The organism is Corynebacterium sp. J010B-136 (genome assembly GCF_002967075.1).
Lineage (GTDB): Bacteria > Actinomycetota > Actinomycetes > Mycobacteriales > Mycobacteriaceae > Corynebacterium.
Genome location: NZ_PUGE01000007.1, coordinates 69,892 through 85,365, shown reverse-complemented (window position 1 = coordinate 85,365; position 15,474 = coordinate 69,892). Strand labels below are relative to the sequence as shown.

Here is a 15,474-nt window from a genome sequence, read left to right as displayed (position 1 = left end):
ACAAAATGCTGAATTCTAACGAATTTTCTAGCGCAGTTGTCGAGGGCGCTGGCTACCAGACCAAGGGCGATTTGCCTACCTCTTTCGACGTCGAGGCTTTCGAGGTTCCAGGCGGTCGCGACGAGGAATGGCGCTTTGTTTCATTGCGTCGTCTTCGCGGCCTCCACAACGGTTCTTTCGCTGAGTCCCTGAAGGTTGTTCCACAGCAGACCAACGTAACCGCTCCTGAAGGCGTCAAGGTTGAAACCGTAGACGACACCAATGAGCGTCTGCGCGCTGCTGGCGCACCATCGGACCGCGTAGCTGCGCAGGCGTGGACCTCCATGCCGGAAGCAACGCTAATCACCATTGACCCTGAAACCCGCTCCGAGCAGCCAATCGAGGTCACCATCTCGGGCGCTGGCGAGGGCAACGTTTCCTTCGGCGCGACCACCTTTGATGTTGGCCGTCACGCTGAAGTGACCTTGGTTGTCAAGTACGAAGGCTCCGGCACCCACGCTGATAACCTTGGATTCGTCATTGGCGACGGTGCACATGTAACCGTCATCATTGACGCTGACTGGAACAACGACGCAGTTCACTTGTCTAACCAGTCCATCGTGATGGGCCGTGACTCTGTCATGCGCCACAACTCCGCCATCTTCGGTGGCGAGGTTGTACGTATCTTCCCACGCGTTCGCTACACCGCTCCGGGCGGCGACGCTGAACTGCTGGGCGTTTACTTCGCTGATGCTGGCCAGTACTTCGAAAACCGTTTGCTGGTTGACCACTCGGTTCCAAACTGCCGCTCGAACGTTCTCTACAAGGGCGCACTGCAGGGCACCAAGGAAAATGAAGCACGTACCTGCTGGGTTGGTGACGTCCTGATTCGTTCTTCTGCACCTGGCACTGACACTTACGAGACCAACAACAACCTGATTCTGTCGGACGGCGCTCGCGCTGACTCGATTCCAAACCTGGAAATTGAAACCGGCGAAATTTCAGGCGCTGGTCACGCTGCAACAGTTGGTCGTTTCGACGACCTAGAGCTGTTCTACCTCATGTCCCGCGGTATCCCCGCTGATGAGGCACGTCGTTTGATCATTCGCGGCTTCTTCAATGAAGTCATTCACCGCATCCCGGTTCAGTCCTTGAGCGAAGAGCTTGAGCGCCGCGTTGCCGTCGAACTCGAAAAGATCAACGCTTAAAAAGCACACGCGTAACACTTCATACATCGCAAGTATCAGACTAATCAGACAGAAAGAGCACTAGATTGTCTACTCTAGAAATCAAGAACCTCCACGCCCAGGTCCTGCCGAGCGAGGAAGGCGCAGAGCCAAAGCCAATCCTCAAGGGCGTTAACTTGACCGTTAACTCCGGTGAGACCCACGCCATCATGGGCCCTAACGGCTCCGGCAAGTCCACCTTGTCCTACGTTATCGCTGGTCACCCTCGCTACGAGGTTACCGAAGGCGAAGTCCTGCTCGATGGCGAAAACATCCTCGACCTTGAGGTCGACGAGCGCGCACGCGCAGGCCTCTTCTTGGCTATGCAGTACCCAACTGAGGTTGCTGGCGTGAAGATGAGCCAGTTCATGCGCTCTGCTGTTACCGCTGTGCGCGGTGAAGCACCGAAGCTGCGTGAGTGGAACAACGAGCTCAAGGAAGCTCGTGAGCGTCTGCACATCGATAAGTCCTTCATTGCTCGTTCCGTAAACGAAGGCTTCTCCGGTGGCGAGAAGAAGCGCCACGAAGTAATGCAGCTCGACCTGCTCAAGCCAAAGTTCGCTGTCATGGATGAGACCGACTCCGGTCTAGACGTTGACGCACTGCGCATTGTTTCCGACGGAATCAACTCCTACCAGGAGGAGACCAAGGGCGGAATCATCATGATTACGCACTACCAGCGCATCCTCAACTACGTCGTTCCTGACTTCGTACACATCTTCTCCGACGGCCAGATCATCAAGACTGGCGGCGCTGAGCTCGCACACGAGCTTGAGAATTCCGGCTACGAGCAGTTCATTTAAGAAAGATTATGTCCACACCTGCATTTGATATTGAATCTATCCGCAGCCAGTTCCCTGTGCTTAGCAGGACGGTTCGAGGCGATAAACCTTTGGTCTATCTCGACTCGGGCGCTACTTCCCAGCGCCCGCTGCCGGTGTGGAAGGCCGAAGAAGACTTCGTGCTGAATAAGTTTGCGCCCGTTCACCGTGGAGCATACCAGTTGGCCGAAGAAGCTACTGACGCCTATGAATCTGCACGCGATAGCATTGCCGCTTTCGTTGGCGCTAAGGGTGAGGAAATCGCGTTTACTAAAAATGCGACCGAAGCCCTTAATGAAGTCGCTTTCGTGCTTGGCGATGCCCGCGCGGGCAAGCTTCAGGTCACCGCGGATGACACCATCGTCATCACGGAACTAGAGCACCACGCAAACCTGGTGCCATGGCAGGAGCTTGCCGAGCGTACCGGCGCTACTTTGAAGTGGTACAAGTCCACAAAGGATGGCCGCATCGATCTGGATTCGCTCGAGCTCGATGGGTCTGTCAAAGTTGTGGCCTTTACTCACCAGTCCAATGTGACGGGTGCTGTAGCCGACGTCGATGAAATCGTTCGTCGGGCAAAGGCTGTCGGTGCACTTACCGTGCTGGATGCTTGCCAGTCGGTGCCGCACATGCCGGTTGATTTCCACGCACTCGATGTGGATTTCGCAGCATTTTCCGGGCACAAGATGTGTGGTCCTTCCGGTGTCGGCGTGCTCTATGGCAAGGCTGAACACTTGGATAAGCTGCCTCCATTTTTGACCGGCGGATCCATGATCGAAGTTGTGACCATGGAAAAGACCACGTTCGCGGCTCCTCCGCAGCGCTTTGAAGCGGGCACTCAAATGACCAGCCAGGTTGTTGGCCTCGGTGCCGCAGTGAAGTTCTTGTCTGAAATCGGCATGGAGAATATCCATGCTCACGAGCAAGACCTCACCGCTTACGCTCTGGAAAAGCTCAATGCTATTGAGGGCTTGACCATTGTCGGTCCGACATCTCCTGAAGACCGCGGCGCGGCTTTGTCCTTCCAGGTTGAGGGCATTCACCCACATGACTTGGGCCAAGTCCTCGACGACCATGGTGTAGCTATTCGCGTTGGTCACCACTGTGCGTGGCCTGTACACCGCACCATGGGTGTGCAGTCGACTGCGCGTGCTAGTTTTTATCTGTACAACACCCGCGACGAGATCGATGTCTTGGCTGAGGCTATCGTGGCGGCTAAGAATTTCTTTGGGGTGAATTAATGCTTGATTCGATGTACCAAGAAGTGATCCTGGATCACTATAAAAACCCACAGCACAAGGGTTTACGCGAACCGTTTCAGGCGGAAGTTCACCACGTCAACCCATCTTGTGGTGATGAGCTGACCCTGAGGGTGCAGTTGTCCGCAGATGGCAAGACGGTGGAAGACGTCTCCTATGACGCGATTGGCTGCTCGATCTCCCAGGCCTCAACTTCGGTTATGGCCGAGGAAATCATTGGAAAGTCTTTAGAAGAAGCGAACTTTAAGCTCGCTGAGTTCGAGAAGATGATTACCTCTCGTGGCAAGGAAGAAGGCGACGAAGACATCATCGGTGATGGCGTAGCTTTTTCCGGTGTATCTCAGTATCCGGCTCGCGTAAAATGTGCACTACTAGGCTGGAAAGCCTTCCAAGCTGCGTCGGCTGACGCACTCGACGAATTGGAGTCATAAATGACTAATGCCAACCCAACTCCCGATCCGTACCAAAACGAAAGCTCTTCCTTTGACGGTGCGCGTACGCGCCCTGAGCAAACCGAAGAGCAGATCGCCAAGATCTACGACGTTGCGGAGTACATGCGCGACGTGATTGACCCTGAGCTGGGCATCAATATTGTTGACCTTGGTTTGGTCTACGACATGTGGTTTGAAGAGCTCGAAGGCAAGAACACCGTTGTTATCAACATGACCTTGACTTCGCCTGCATGTCCTTTGACTGACGTTATTGCTGAGCAGATTGAAGATGCCATCATCGGCAATAAGCAGGCAGAGGCAGTAGACCTCAACTGGGTTTGGATGCCACCATGGGGTCCAAACATGATTACCGAAGAAGGCCGTGAGCAGCTCCAGGCTCTAGGTTTCTCCGTTTAATCTTGTTCTAATACCCGGTGAAGTACTGATTTAAACCGGGTTCAAAGATTCGCCTCAGTGCACACTTTGGGTGTGCCGAGGCGAATTTCTTTTCTTTATATAATGCTTAATTAGGAACTACGGCTTTGACCGTTAGAATGGTTCGTTGTGATTGTTACCCAAGACTTGGAAGTGCGCGTCGGCGCCCGTACGCTACTCGAGGCACCTGGCCAGCAACTGCGTGTGCAGCCCGGTGACCGGATCGGACTGATCGGTCGCAACGGTGCGGGCAAGACGACTTCGATGCGCATCCTGGCAGGGGAGACCGAGCCGTACGGTGGCAAGGTCGTATCTTCTGGTCCTATTGGCTACCTGCCGCAGGACTCCCGTGAAGGCAATATTGAACAGACCGCGCGTGAGCGTGTGTTGTCGGCTCGCGGACTCGATGAGATTAAGCGCTCCATGGCGAAGGCTCAGGAGATCATGGAGACCACGGAGGACGAGAAGAAGCGCGATAAGGCCATCGTTAAGTACTCTCGTCTGGAAGAACGCTACCAAGCGCTGGGCGGATATGAAGCCGATGCTGAGTGTGCGCAGATCTGTGACAACCTAGGATTGCCAGTACGTGTCCTTGACCAAAAGCTGGGAACACTTTCCGGAGGTCAGCGCCGCCGCGTCGAGCTTGCCCAGATTCTCTTTGCTGCGACTTCCGGTTCAGGCAAGTCGGAGACTACTTTGCTTCTCGATGAGCCCACCAACCACCTTGATGCTGACTCGATTACGTGGCTGCGTGGATTCTTGGCTAACCACGAGGGCGGCCTTATCGTGATCTCTCACGATGTTGAGCTCCTCGACGCAGTCTGTAATAAGATTTGGTTCCTCGATGCTGTGCGCGCTGAAGCTGATATCTACAACATGGGCTATAAGAAGTACTTAGACGCTCGCGCCACTGATGAGGCTCGTCGTCGCCGTGAGCGTGCCAACGCGGAGAAGAAGGCCGCAGCCTTGCACAAGCAGGCCGCTAAATTGGGTGCGAAGGCTACTAAGGCGGCAGCTGCGAAGCAGATGCTCGCTCGCGCGGATCGCATGATGAACCAGCTCGATGAAGTTCGCGTGTCCGACAAAGTTGCCAGCATCAAATTCCCTGAACCCGCTGCATGCGGTAAGACCCCAATGTTTGCCAAGGGTCTGACCAAAATGTACGGCTCACTGGAGGTATTCGCCGGCGTAGACTTGGCCATCGATAAAGGCTCCCGCGTCGTTGTGCTGGGCACCAACGGTGCCGGTAAGACCACACTGCTTAAGCTTCTTGCCGGTGTTGAGCGCACCGACGGCGAAGGGGGCATTGTCTCCGGACACGGTCTGCGCATCGGCTACTTTGCGCAGGAACACGACAACATCAACCCGGATAAAACTGTGTGGGAAAACACCATCGAAGCCTGCCCCGATGCAGGCCAGCAGGATCTGCGCGGTTTGCTGGGCGCGTTCATGTTCTCTGGCGACAAGTTGCAGCAGCCAGCAGGTACCTTATCCGGTGGTGAAAAGACCAGGCTTTCGCTAGCATCACTAGTTTCATCACGTGCTAACGTGCTGCTTCTCGATGAGCCCACCAACAACCTTGACCCACAGTCCCGCGAGCAGGTGCTCGACGCTCTCAAGACCTACACCGGCGCCGTGGTCCTCGTGACACACGACCCCGGCGCCGTCAAGGCCCTAGAACCCGAACGCGTCATCATCATGCCCGACGGCGATGAAGACCTCTGGTCGGACGAATACATGGAGATCGTCGAGCTTGCTTAGTCTTCTCAACCCACTTGTGAACCTCGGTGTCATCTTTGCAGGTGTACTAGAGGCTGTCTAACATTATCGTGCAAGGACTTGATCAGTCGTAGCAGCGTTCGTGGGCTTCCACTTTTGAAAAACCGATCGCCGAATTTCCCAACTAGATGGTATTTCTAGTTGGGTTTTCTCTTGTCCTGGGAATTAGATCAGGTTCATTGCTCCCATGCTGCTCAGGGCATGGGTGTTGCCCACCAGTTTGCCGCCTGGGGTGTGCAGGCGGACCTTGCCGCGGTGGCGGCGCATCCTCCCGCGATTGGGCTTGCCTCGTTTCGGCTTTCCTGGTCTGCGTTTGTTGCGCTGACCGTCTGGGTCATCGTTATTGACGCCGTTGTGATACTTACACAACATCGTCAAGTTTGATGGCTTAGTGTGCCCACCGTTCTTATGAGCATCGATATGGTGCACCTGGCACCGATCGGCAGGCACGTTGCAGTCCGGCCACGGACACACCAGGTTCTCCGCCATGGCAAGAGTGCGCAGCTTGTCTGACGCGAATCGGGCTTCGTAGAGATTGACTGGCCCGGCGGTGGGGTGGAAAAGCCCGACGTAGAGTTTGTCTCCGAGTGCACCTTCCATCGCGGTGTTAATAAACTCGGCACCGGTCATGGTCGTGCCGTCGGATAAGGCGACGATTACTTCCTCGCCCTTGCCGCAAGAGACTTTCTCGAAATCGTCGAGACCGATAGCAATCACTGTGCGTTATTCAGGCTTGATAAGCCCGGTGCCATCACCTTCGACTAGGTCCCAGAAGGGTTCCAGCAATGCTTCAGAACGTGGCTGGTCATCGTCTTTGATGGCAGCATCAAGCGTCTTTTCTAAGTCGGTAATCTTCCGTTGGGTATCGGTGATGCTAATGGTTCGGAGGCCATCAATAGCTCGGCCTACGCGCACGCCGCGTTGTTTGGGTTTATCGCCGCCTTCTTCGGTGATGCGCTTTTTGGCGTATTCATTGACTTCTTCTAAAGACCCTTCACGAGCGATAAGTTCAGCGCGAAGCTTCCACGCCGCGCCGCGGGCTTTGAGCTTCTTGGCGTGCTTGTTAATCATCAGCAGATGGTTGACGCTCAACTGGCGCTCTTCGGCAAGGGCTATAGCCTCGCGCTGCACTCGTGGGGAATCACACGGGCTAAAAAGGGTGCTTGCAAGTCGGGTGTAATTTTTAGCTAATGAAATTTCAATGCCGTCATCGGCTAGATCGTAAGGGGAGTACTCAGCGCACAGGCGTAAAAAGCCAATGCCGTTGCTGGTGAGAAGCTTGAAAGCTTTCATTAATGGGTCCATGACTTCGACACTAAAAGCCGCCGCAAGCTAGCGCTAGTGCAAGTTCAAAAATCTGCCCGAATTTCACATGACACGTCACCCAAACGGCGAAGTTATCCACAGGAAAGATAATCAGGTAAGACAATCAGGCAAGAGCAAATGCTACGAGATTGAGTGAAAGGCACACCCTAGAAGCGGATCTGCAATTCTTGACTCTCGTGATCAACTTGGGGTCTCTAGTTTTTCTGCTCCTATTTCACTCTTTAGTGGAAGCAGAAAGAACCTGGGATTGATCAATTACTCGTAACTGTGGTCCCTAACCCACTCGAGTGATTCGCAATGTTCAGGGTCAGTGATATAACCGGTATCGCACGCGACAACTGCTTGAAGCTCACCAGAGGAGGGATTCCGTTCTCCCTGACTATTAGTACCGTAACCACATTTGTAGGCAGGACAGGTACCTCCATCTGCATAGGGGATGTTAGCAAGACGTTCTTGTTCCTCAAGGTACGCAGCACGTGCGGGATTATCTGGGCTGTTTGCCCAACTTTCGGCTTCTAGATACTCGGGACCTCCGAGCTGCTCAAAGCAGTAGTCAGTGTAAATAGTTGAGCCGTCGGACATTCTGGATTGGATTCCAGGAGGTATGCCGATACATTCCACAATGTAGGGTTCAGCAGCTTCGGCAGGCACATGGTTTTCGGATTGTTCTGTCGGCTCAGGCTCCAGCGAGGGGAACGGATCTGAAGTGGTAGTTGCTGCACTCGTTGTAGAGCTACTGCTTGCGAGCTGAGTGGATGTCTTGGTGCTAGACGGGGCTGTATCAACTGTGCTTGATGTAGCCGGTGTGGAATCTGGTGCTGAGCAACCAACGACCAGAAGGGACGTAGCTGCGATAGGGAGAAGTCGCTTCATCTTGAAAATTCTTTCTGGGTATGGGGACGCCAACCCTTAACACTTTTGACCGTCAGTCCAAGATTTTGATCTAAGGGCTATGACCAACGTGCTTTGGGTGCCGCTCCACTTCGGAGACGGCACCCATGATTTATCGTGAGTGGGGAACTGAAGGAAGACTACTCGGCGAGGAAACCTTCTTCGACGAGGAAGTCGTAGGCCACATCGGCGTAGTCTTCGCCATCGATATCGACGCGGGCGTTAAGTTCCTGCATCCGTTCGTTGGTCAGGATATCGGCCAGGGGAGCGAAGAGCTCTTCGATCTCGGGGTGTTCCTCTAAGACTTCAGAACGCACTGTCATTGCTAGGTTGTACTTCGGGAAGAAAGCTTCGGGGTCTTCCAGAACGTTGAGGTCAAGCGCTGGGATGCGACCATCGGTTGTAAAGACCACGCCTAGGCTGCAGTCACCGTTTGCAACGGCCGCATAGACTGCACCGACATCCATTTCCATGATGTTGTCGTGCGGTGGTTCCTCCAGCCCGTATTCTTTCAGCAGTGGGAAGAGGCCATCGTTACGCGCGCGAAACTCAGCATCTGTACAGATGGTTTGCTCTTCCATCGGAATGTTCGCGATATCGTGCAGTGTTTCCAAACCATACTCATTGGCCACCTCCTGATTCGATGCCAACGCGTAGGTATTATTCAGGGGATACACGGGTAGCCACTCGATATCATTGGCAGCATCGGCTTCGCGGACCGCTTCGTACTGTTCCTGCTCATCCGGGATCGGATCAGCATTGCCCATGTACGTAATCCACGCTGTGCCGGTGTACTCAAACATCATGTCCAGGTCTCCAGAAACCAGCGCCTGACGCGCTGAAGTCGAGCCCGGCACGTTGGTGAGATCGCGAGCATTAGCACCTGCAGATTCCAAAAGGATGGCTGCGATTTTGCCCAGGATAATCTGCTCAGTGAAGTTTTTAGAACCGACACCGATGGCCGCGCCTTCTAGGTCAATATCGGCGAGGTCGCCTTGCAGCTCACTCGAAGGAATCAAGCCACCTGCTGTGCCCAAGCCACAGCTTGCTAAGAATAAGGTGCTTGCTGCTGTTAGCGTTGCTAATACTTTTTTCACTTCAGCATTCCCTTCGGTGTCAAGCTAATTTCTAGGACGCGGCCGACCCACTCAATGGCCAATGCCAAAGCGGCGATGAGCACTGCGCCAGAAATCAACACTGGGTTGCGGTACAAGTTGATGCCCGCGGTGATCAGACCGCCCAAACCGCCTGCGTCAATGAAAGTCGCGAAGGCGCCTGCACCAACGAGTAAGACCAATGAGGTTCGCACGCCAGTCATAATCACCGGCAGTGCCAGTGGCAGTTCGACCTTGAAGAGGACTTGCATGGGGGACATCGATAAGCCGCGTGCGGCTTCCACCAGCGAGCTATCCACCCCGCGCAAACCAGCGACGACGTTCGCTAGCACTGGCAAGAAGGCATAGAACCACAGCGCCAAGATAGCAACCGGTGGGCCGAAGCCAAGCCAAATAGCCAGCAGAACAATAACGCCGATAACCGGTGCTGCCTGGCCAATATTGGCAATAGCGGTAACCACAGGGCTTAAAAATTGCGTGGCGGGGCGCGTTAGCACGATACCCAGCGGAATCGCTGTGATTAGCACAAACACTGCCGATACCACGACGATGAGCAAGTGCTCCCAGGTCAAACTCATGACGGAAGCAGGGGCGAGTGTGCGGGCTTCAATATCATCCAAGGTCGCGGTAGAGCGCCAAATAGCCCAACCTGCCACGGCGGTGATAACTAGAACAGGGATGCCCAGAATAAGGAGGCGATTTTCGCCTTTGAGGGTTTTAAATTTCTCCACCGGAGTCGACCTCCTTTGGCGATGCGTCATCGGCTGCATCGTGAGCGGCAGCTTCATTGAGGCTGCGGATGTAGTCGTTGACCGTGTCGTAGCTGATAACGCCGATGTACTTGCCGCGGCGGGTGACCATCGCACCGCCGTGGGACGAGGCCAGCATGGCGGACATAGCATCGCTGACGGTTGAGCGGGCATCGACTGTCGATGACAACTCAATCTTCGGCTCTGGAATCCTATCCACGCGCTCCAGCTGGCGTAGCTGCACCCATTCGCGGGGGCGGTCCTGATTATCGAGCACAATGACAGACTTTTGCTTAGCCTCGCGTGCATGACGGATGGCTTCTGCGGCATTGTCACCAATGCGCGCAACTGGAGGCTGCTCCAAGGGGAATTCATCCACGCGACGCAGGTTCAGCTGCTTTAATGCAGAGCCCGAGCCGATGAAATCCTCCACGAAGTCGGATGCCGGAGCAGCCAAGATATGTTCTGGCGTATCGTATTGCGCAATTTTGGCGCCCGGTTCCAGGATAAGGATGCGGTGGCCTAGCTTGATAGCTTCATCAATATCGTGGGTCACCACGACGATAGTTTTGCCCAGCTCAGACTGGATATTTACCAGCTCATCTTGCAAACGAGCACGCGTGATGGGATCGACTGCACCAAAAGGCTCATCCATCAAGACCACTGGTGGGTCCGCCGCTAGACCGCGGGCTACACCAACGCGCTGTTGCTGACCACCGGAGAGCTCACGTGGGAAACGGTCGCGGTAGATGGACGGATCCAGCCCGACCATCTCCAAAAGCTCATCAGTACGCTTGGTGATTTTAGCTTTAGGCCATTTCAGCAGCGAAGGCACCAAAGCGATATTGTCAGCGACGGAAATATGGGGGAGTAAGCCACCACCTTGAATCACGTAGCCAATTTGGCGGCGCAGCTCAGTCGGATTGCGCTTAATAGCGTCGTCGCCATTGATCAGGATCTGGCCACTAGTAGGTTCCACCAAGCGGTTGATCATCTTGAGCGAGGTGGTCTTGCCACAACCCGACGGGCCGACGAAGGCGACCAACTCACCTGCAGGGATTTCCAACGACAAATTATCAACGGCTGGTGATGATTGGCCGCGGTACTTCTTCGTAATATTTTTGAACTCAATGCTCGCACCCGCAGTGCTTGCGCCCGCGGTGCTAGTGCTCGTGGAACTGGCACTAGCGGGAGTACTTGAATCGGAGGCAGCGCGTGCTTTAGAAGTTTCAGACATATTCCTATAGCCCCTTTGACGTGGTGAGTTTTTGCAGAAGTGCCAAAAGTGCATCGACAACAAGTGCGATAATGACGATGCCGATGGTGCCGACGAATGCATAGTTCAAGGCATTCGCACCGCCGATTTGGCTTAAGCCCGAAAAGATATAAGAACCCAAACCAGGGCCCAGCGCATAAGCGGCGATGGCGGCAACGCCCATAGACATCTGGGTCGAGACACGCACGCCGGTCATGATCACCGGCCACGCTAGCGGCAATTGAACTTTAAATAAAACAGCGGCCGGGCTCATGCCTTGCCCCCGAGCTGATTCAATAATTCCCGGGTCAATGTTTTGCAAGCCCACGATGGCATTGCGCAAAATCGGTAACACCGCGTAAAACACGACGAGAACAACTGAAGGAATGGTGCCGATTCCAAACAGTGGAATGGCCAGGCCCAATAGCGCCAAAGACGGCAGCGTTAAGCCAATTGATGAAAGTGAGTTAGCAATTGCGGTCGCACGATGGTGCGAAGAAACTAAAACCGCGATAATGAGTGCAATGACTAGCGCTAGCAACACCGACTGGAATACCAATGAAGCATGCTGGTAAGCGCGAAAGGTGATGTCTTGCCAGCGGTCAATAATGAACTCGCCCAAAATAGTCACCTGCCCAGATTCAATAGAAACGATTAATACATACCGGTCACGTAAATAAACCAAATGAATGGATAAGTAAACGTTACTAATTATAAATTCGTTTCTCCACCGATTCGCGGGGAAATCCGCAGAAAGATTGAGCCTGTATGCAGGATGTTTTGGATTTAACCCCCAAAATGCGGCCAAAACCCCAGCGTATTGAGTTATAAAAAATACCTATGATGAGGCCAGAAATATTTGGCCGCACCACAGGTATGGGGGTGAAACTATCGGGTATTAGTTTCTAAATCCATGTACCGGAGCGGGAATGAATCCTCCGCGGGAAATGAACTCGGAATTGCCCACCGTGTTGACAGGAATGATGGGCGCGTAGCCCAACAGTCCACCAAAGTTAACTTCATCGCCGACAGTCTTGCCCGGGACCGGGATGACGCGCACCGCGGTGGTCTTATGGTTCATCACGCCAATGGCTGCTTCATCAGCAATCATGCCGGCGATAGTCGAGGCAGAGGTATCACCAGGAAGCGCGATCATGTCAAAGCCAACTGAGCAGATTGCAGTCATGGCTTCAAGCTTGTCCATAGAAATTGCACCGGAGCGTACAGCATCGATCATGCCCTTATCTTCAGAGACAGGGATAAAGGAACCAGACAAACCACCAACACGGGAGCATGCCATCATGCCGCCCTTCTTAACTGCATCGTTAAGCAGCGCGAGTGCCGCGGTAGTGCCATGGGTTCCGACTTGGTCCAGGCCCATGTGCTCCAAGATGTGCGCGACCGAGTCGCCCAACTCCGCGGTAGGAGCCAGGGAAAGGTCCACGATGCCAAAAGGCACGCCGAGGCGCTCTGCGGCCATGTTGCCTACCAATTGGCCAGCGCGGGTGATCTTAAACGCCGCCTTCTTGATCTCTTCAGCGACCTGATTCAAGGAAGCCCCGGTAAGGTTGCCCAGCGCGCGGTCAACAACGCCTGGGCCAGAGACACCGACGGATACGACGCAATCTGGCTCTTCAATACCGTGGAAGGCACCGGCCATGAACGGATTATCGCCCACGGAGTTGGCAAAGACGACGAGCTTTGCACAGGCGATTGCCGAGTTATCCTTGGTCAGCTCGGCAGATTCTTTAATAATCTCGCCCATCTTCGCCACGGCATTCATATTGATACCTGCGCGCGACGATGCAATATTGACCGAAGAGCACACCACGTCGGTAGTCGCCAGAGCTTCCGGAATGGAGTTAATCAGCTTCTTTTCCGCGGTGGTTGCTCCCTTTTCAACCAGTGCAGAGTAACCGCCGACAAAGTTAACGCCCACCTTCTTAGCGGCCTTATCTAAAGCCTTAGCGGCATCAACCGGGTCACCGTCAACGCCTGCAACAACCAAAGAGATAGGGGTGACGGAGATGCGCTTGTTGACGATAGGAATACCCAGCTCAGCTTCAATGCCCTCACAAACCTCAACGAGTTGCTCAGCCTGAGTGGTTACCCGATCATAAATAGCCTGGCAGGTCTCTTCCATGGTGGTGCGAGTACAGCCCAACAAGGAAATACCCATGGTAACGGTGCGGATATCGAGACGATATTTCTCAATCATCTCGATGGTGTCTAGGATGCCGTGTGTTTCAAATGCCATTGCGAATGCGGCTCCCTTTAAATTTCGTTCATCGCGGTAAACAGGTCTTCCGACTGAATACGGATGACCTGCTGGGTTTCTTCCTCAACCGGTTTCATGCGCTCTTGGATCTTTTGAATAGAAGTTTCCGAATCAAGAAGTTCCACGCGCAAAATCATAGTGAAATAACCCGACATCAAAGTCTGGGACACGTCCACGATATTGACGTTGAGTTCCGCGAGGGCAGTGGTTACTTGGGCAATAATTCCAGTGCGATCGGCACCGGTAACAGTCATGATGGCAATCATAAATAACATCCTAGCTAGCTACGATTCACAAGCGTTAACAGGCTCGACGCCATTTGCTATTAGGTGGCTAAACTTACTTCGCTTCAAAGTTGTGCTGATGTTCGTAAAATACGTCGCGACGGTGGGAATTTCCCCGCGACGCGGTTAGGGTGGGGTCATGACTGTTACGAAGAAAGTTCTGTACATCGGTGGTCACGGCAAGATTGGTTTGCTGACTACCCCGAAGCTCGTAGAAAAAGGTCACGAAGTTCACTCGCTCGTGCGCAATCCTGATTACAAAGCTGAACTGGAAGGCCTTGGTGCTACTCCAGTTATCGCAGATATCACGAAGCAAAGTGCTGCTGATTGGGCACAGCTTGTCGATGGCTTCGATGTCATCGTCTGGGGCGCCGGCAACGGTGGCCGGGGTGGTGCTGAACTCACTTTTGCCGTTGACCAAGATGGCGCCATCGCCTTGGTTGAGGGCATGGAATCACTCGGGGATAAGGCGCCACGTTTAATTATGATTTCCTACATGGGCGCTACCACCAACGAAGTAGAAAATGACGGTGGCTCTTGGTATGCCTACGTGGAATCGAAGAAGAATGCCGATAACCGGATCAATTCCTCGAGCCTCGACCACGTAATTCTAGGCCCTGGCCTTCTAACTGAAGACCCAGCTGCTGGCATTACCGTCACCGAGCCAGGCAGTGTGCGCGACGGCGATGCTAAGACCCCACGCGAATTGGTTGCCAATGTCATCACTGAGATCATCAACGAAGACAAGGTGCCACCACACGCACCGCTGGAGTTCTTCACCGGCGACAAGCCAGTCTCCAGCATCTGGGAGTCCTAAAACCTAGGCCTGAATCTAGAGAAAGGGCCGGGCACATCCTATGTACTTCAGGATGTGCCCGGCCCTTGGGCGTTTTCTACTGCTACTCGGTTGCTTTTAACTTCGCTGAGGTTGCCGTACGAATAGAGTGCTCTACGATATCCAGAACGGCTTCGAGGTCATGAGTATCGCCTTGCACTAACCGAGAGATAAACCCGTCCATAAATGTCTGTAGATAAGCCATAAGCGTGTCCACGGAGATATCACCGCGCACGCGGCCTTGCTCTGCTTTAGAGCGCAGACGAGCACGCATGGCCTCATCCAAGATGGACTGCTGGTCTTTCCATCGGACACGGAAAGACGGGTCAGTGCGCACCAGCGAGGCAACCTCTAAGCGCGTAGCCAGCCAGTCGTGGCGTTCGGGGTGGCGCAACATCTCGCGCATCACCTCAACCAGACCGTTATTGGCTACGACTTCTGCCTGGCGCAGCGTGTCTTCTTTAGCGAGTGCCAGAAACAGCGATTCTTTATCACCGAAGTGGTGAAAGATTGCGCCGCGAGATTTCCCTGTGGCTTCCTCGAGCAGGCGAACAGTAGCGCCTTCATAGCCATGGTCCGCAAAGCATTTACGCGCGCCCACCAAGATGTCATGGCGACGGCGGTTTAGCTCTTCATCGCTAATGATTGGCATAAGCTCAGCCTGCTCCTTTGAAAATAGTAAGACACTACGGGATATAGAGGTTTATAAACGAAGGTTTAAAGACCAAGCGGGGTCACGACAAATAATCGTGACCCCGCTTTATTCTGTCGTCATCGCCTGGTGCAATTTCTTAGCAACTTCCGGCGGTGA

14 protein-coding genes and 1 pseudogene are annotated in these 15,474 nt (G+C 53.9%); 7 read left to right on the top strand and 8 right to left on the bottom strand.

The window, feature by feature from the left end; all coding sequences use genetic code 11:
- The first annotated feature begins 5 nt into the window (after positions 1-5).
- The 6 genes from sufD to C5Y44_RS11100 all read left to right on the top strand — a co-directional run bounded on the left by sufD (position 6) and on the right by C5Y44_RS11100 (position 5,912).
- Positions 6-1,187, top strand: coding sequence for a Fe-S cluster assembly protein SufD (gene sufD, locus C5Y44_RS11125; protein WP_105324995.1), 1,182 nt, complete (start codon positions 6-8; stop codon positions 1,185-1,187).
- A gap of 65 nt (positions 1,188-1,252) precedes the next feature.
- Entirely contained in the window at positions 1,253-2,008 is a 756-nt protein-coding gene (gene sufC / locus C5Y44_RS11120) for a Fe-S cluster assembly ATPase SufC (protein ID WP_105324994.1), read from the top strand.
- Positions 2,009-2,016: 8 nt separating this feature from the next.
- Positions 2,017-3,267, top strand: a complete 1,251-nt coding sequence (locus C5Y44_RS11115; RefSeq protein WP_105324993.1) for a cysteine desulfurase — start codon at positions 2,017-2,019, stop codon at positions 3,265-3,267.
- Positions 3,267-3,716 (top strand): Fe-S cluster assembly sulfur transfer protein SufU, encoded by a 450-nt coding sequence (gene sufU / locus C5Y44_RS11110; RefSeq protein WP_066839793.1) that lies wholly within the window; start codon positions 3,267-3,269, stop codon positions 3,714-3,716. The genes C5Y44_RS11115 and sufU overlap by 1 nt, the downstream gene beginning before the upstream one ends.
- Positions 3,717-4,133, top strand: a complete 417-nt coding sequence (locus C5Y44_RS11105) for a metal-sulfur cluster assembly factor (protein WP_066794047.1) — start codon at positions 3,717-3,719, stop codon at positions 4,131-4,133.
- 147 nt (positions 4,134-4,280) lie between these two features.
- Positions 4,281-5,912 carry an ABC-F family ATP-binding cassette domain-containing protein gene (locus tag C5Y44_RS11100; RefSeq protein ID WP_105324992.1) on the top strand — a complete coding sequence of 544 codons (1,632 nt, stop codon included), beginning with the start codon at positions 4,281-4,283 and terminating at the stop codon, positions 5,910-5,912.
- Positions 5,913-6,095: 183 nt separating this feature from the next.
- Here C5Y44_RS11100 and C5Y44_RS11095 read toward each other — a convergent pair.
- The 7 genes and pseudogenes from C5Y44_RS11095 to C5Y44_RS11065 all read right to left on the bottom strand — a co-directional run bounded on the left by C5Y44_RS11095 (position 6,096) and on the right by C5Y44_RS11065 (position 13,810).
- Positions 6,096-7,223, bottom strand: a pseudogene (locus tag C5Y44_RS11095) (HNH endonuclease signature motif containing protein).
- A gap of 1,064 nt (positions 7,224-8,287) precedes the next feature.
- Positions 8,288-9,244: a glycine betaine ABC transporter substrate-binding protein gene (locus C5Y44_RS11090; protein WP_105324991.1), complete on the bottom strand. Its 957-nt coding sequence runs from the start codon at positions 9,242-9,244 to the stop codon at positions 8,288-8,290.
- The gene (locus tag C5Y44_RS11085) at positions 9,241-9,993 is read right to left on the bottom strand and encodes an ABC transporter permease (protein WP_199186040.1); all 753 of its coding nucleotides are present in this window, start codon (positions 9,991-9,993) and stop codon (positions 9,241-9,243) included. Before C5Y44_RS11085 ends, C5Y44_RS11090 begins: the two co-directional genes overlap by 4 nt.
- Positions 9,980-11,248: an ABC transporter ATP-binding protein gene (locus tag C5Y44_RS11080; protein WP_105324990.1), complete on the bottom strand. Its 1,269-nt coding sequence runs from the start codon at positions 11,246-11,248 to the stop codon at positions 9,980-9,982. The genes C5Y44_RS11085 and C5Y44_RS11080 overlap by 14 nt, the downstream gene beginning before the upstream one ends.
- A 4-nt stretch (positions 11,249-11,252) precedes the next feature.
- A complete protein-coding gene (locus C5Y44_RS11075) occupies positions 11,253-11,888 on the bottom strand; it encodes an ABC transporter permease (protein WP_105324989.1) in 636 nt (211 codons plus the stop codon).
- A gap of 276 nt (positions 11,889-12,164) precedes the next feature.
- Positions 12,165-13,523: a PFL family protein gene (locus C5Y44_RS11070; protein ID WP_105324988.1), complete on the bottom strand. Its 1,359-nt coding sequence runs from the start codon at positions 13,521-13,523 to the stop codon at positions 12,165-12,167.
- A gap of 17 nt (positions 13,524-13,540) precedes the next feature.
- Positions 13,541-13,810, bottom strand: coding sequence for an ACT domain-containing protein (locus tag C5Y44_RS11065; protein WP_006823717.1), 270 nt, complete (start codon positions 13,808-13,810; stop codon positions 13,541-13,543).
- A 157-nt stretch (positions 13,811-13,967) separates the two neighbouring features.
- Here C5Y44_RS11065 and C5Y44_RS11060 point away from each other — a divergent pair, with 157 nt between their 5' ends.
- Positions 13,968-14,645, top strand: coding sequence for an NAD(P)-binding oxidoreductase (locus C5Y44_RS11060; protein WP_105324987.1), 678 nt, complete (start codon positions 13,968-13,970; stop codon positions 14,643-14,645).
- Positions 14,646-14,727: 82 nt separating this feature from the next.
- Here C5Y44_RS11060 and C5Y44_RS11055 read toward each other — a convergent pair whose 3' ends face one another.
- Entirely contained in the window at positions 14,728-15,315 is a 588-nt protein-coding gene (locus C5Y44_RS11055; protein WP_066794037.1) for a TetR/AcrR family transcriptional regulator, read from the bottom strand.
- Positions 15,316-15,474 lie beyond the last annotated feature (159 nt).

Excerpts from the sequence above, each read along its gene's own strand:
- sufD (WP_105324995.1), top strand. The coding sequence starts at position 6 with ATGCTGAATTCTAACGAATTTTCTAGCGCAGTTGTCGAGGGCGCTGGC.
- C5Y44_RS11115 (WP_105324993.1), top strand. The coding sequence starts at position 2,017 with ATGTCCACACCTGCATTTGATATTGAATCTATCCGCAGCCAGTTCCCT.
- sufU (WP_066839793.1), top strand. The coding sequence starts at position 3,267 with ATGCTTGATTCGATGTACCAAGAAGTGATCCTGGATCACTATAAAAAC.
- C5Y44_RS11105 (WP_066794047.1), top strand. The coding sequence starts at position 3,717 with ATGACTAATGCCAACCCAACTCCCGATCCGTACCAAAACGAAAGCTCT.
- C5Y44_RS11080 (WP_105324990.1), bottom strand. The coding sequence starts at position 11,248 with ATGTCTGAAACTTCTAAAGCACGCGCTGCCTCCGATTCAAGTACTCCC.
- C5Y44_RS11070 (WP_105324988.1), bottom strand. The coding sequence starts at position 13,523 with ATGGCATTTGAAACACACGGCATCCTAGACACCATCGAGATGATTGAG.
- C5Y44_RS11065 (WP_006823717.1), bottom strand. The coding sequence starts at position 13,810 with ATGATTGCCATCATGACTGTTACCGGTGCCGATCGCACTGGAATTATT.
- C5Y44_RS11060 (WP_105324987.1), top strand. The coding sequence starts at position 13,968 with ATGACTGTTACGAAGAAAGTTCTGTACATCGGTGGTCACGGCAAGATT.
- C5Y44_RS11055 (WP_066794037.1), bottom strand. The coding sequence starts at position 15,315 with ATGCCAATCATTAGCGATGAAGAGCTAAACCGCCGTCGCCATGACATC.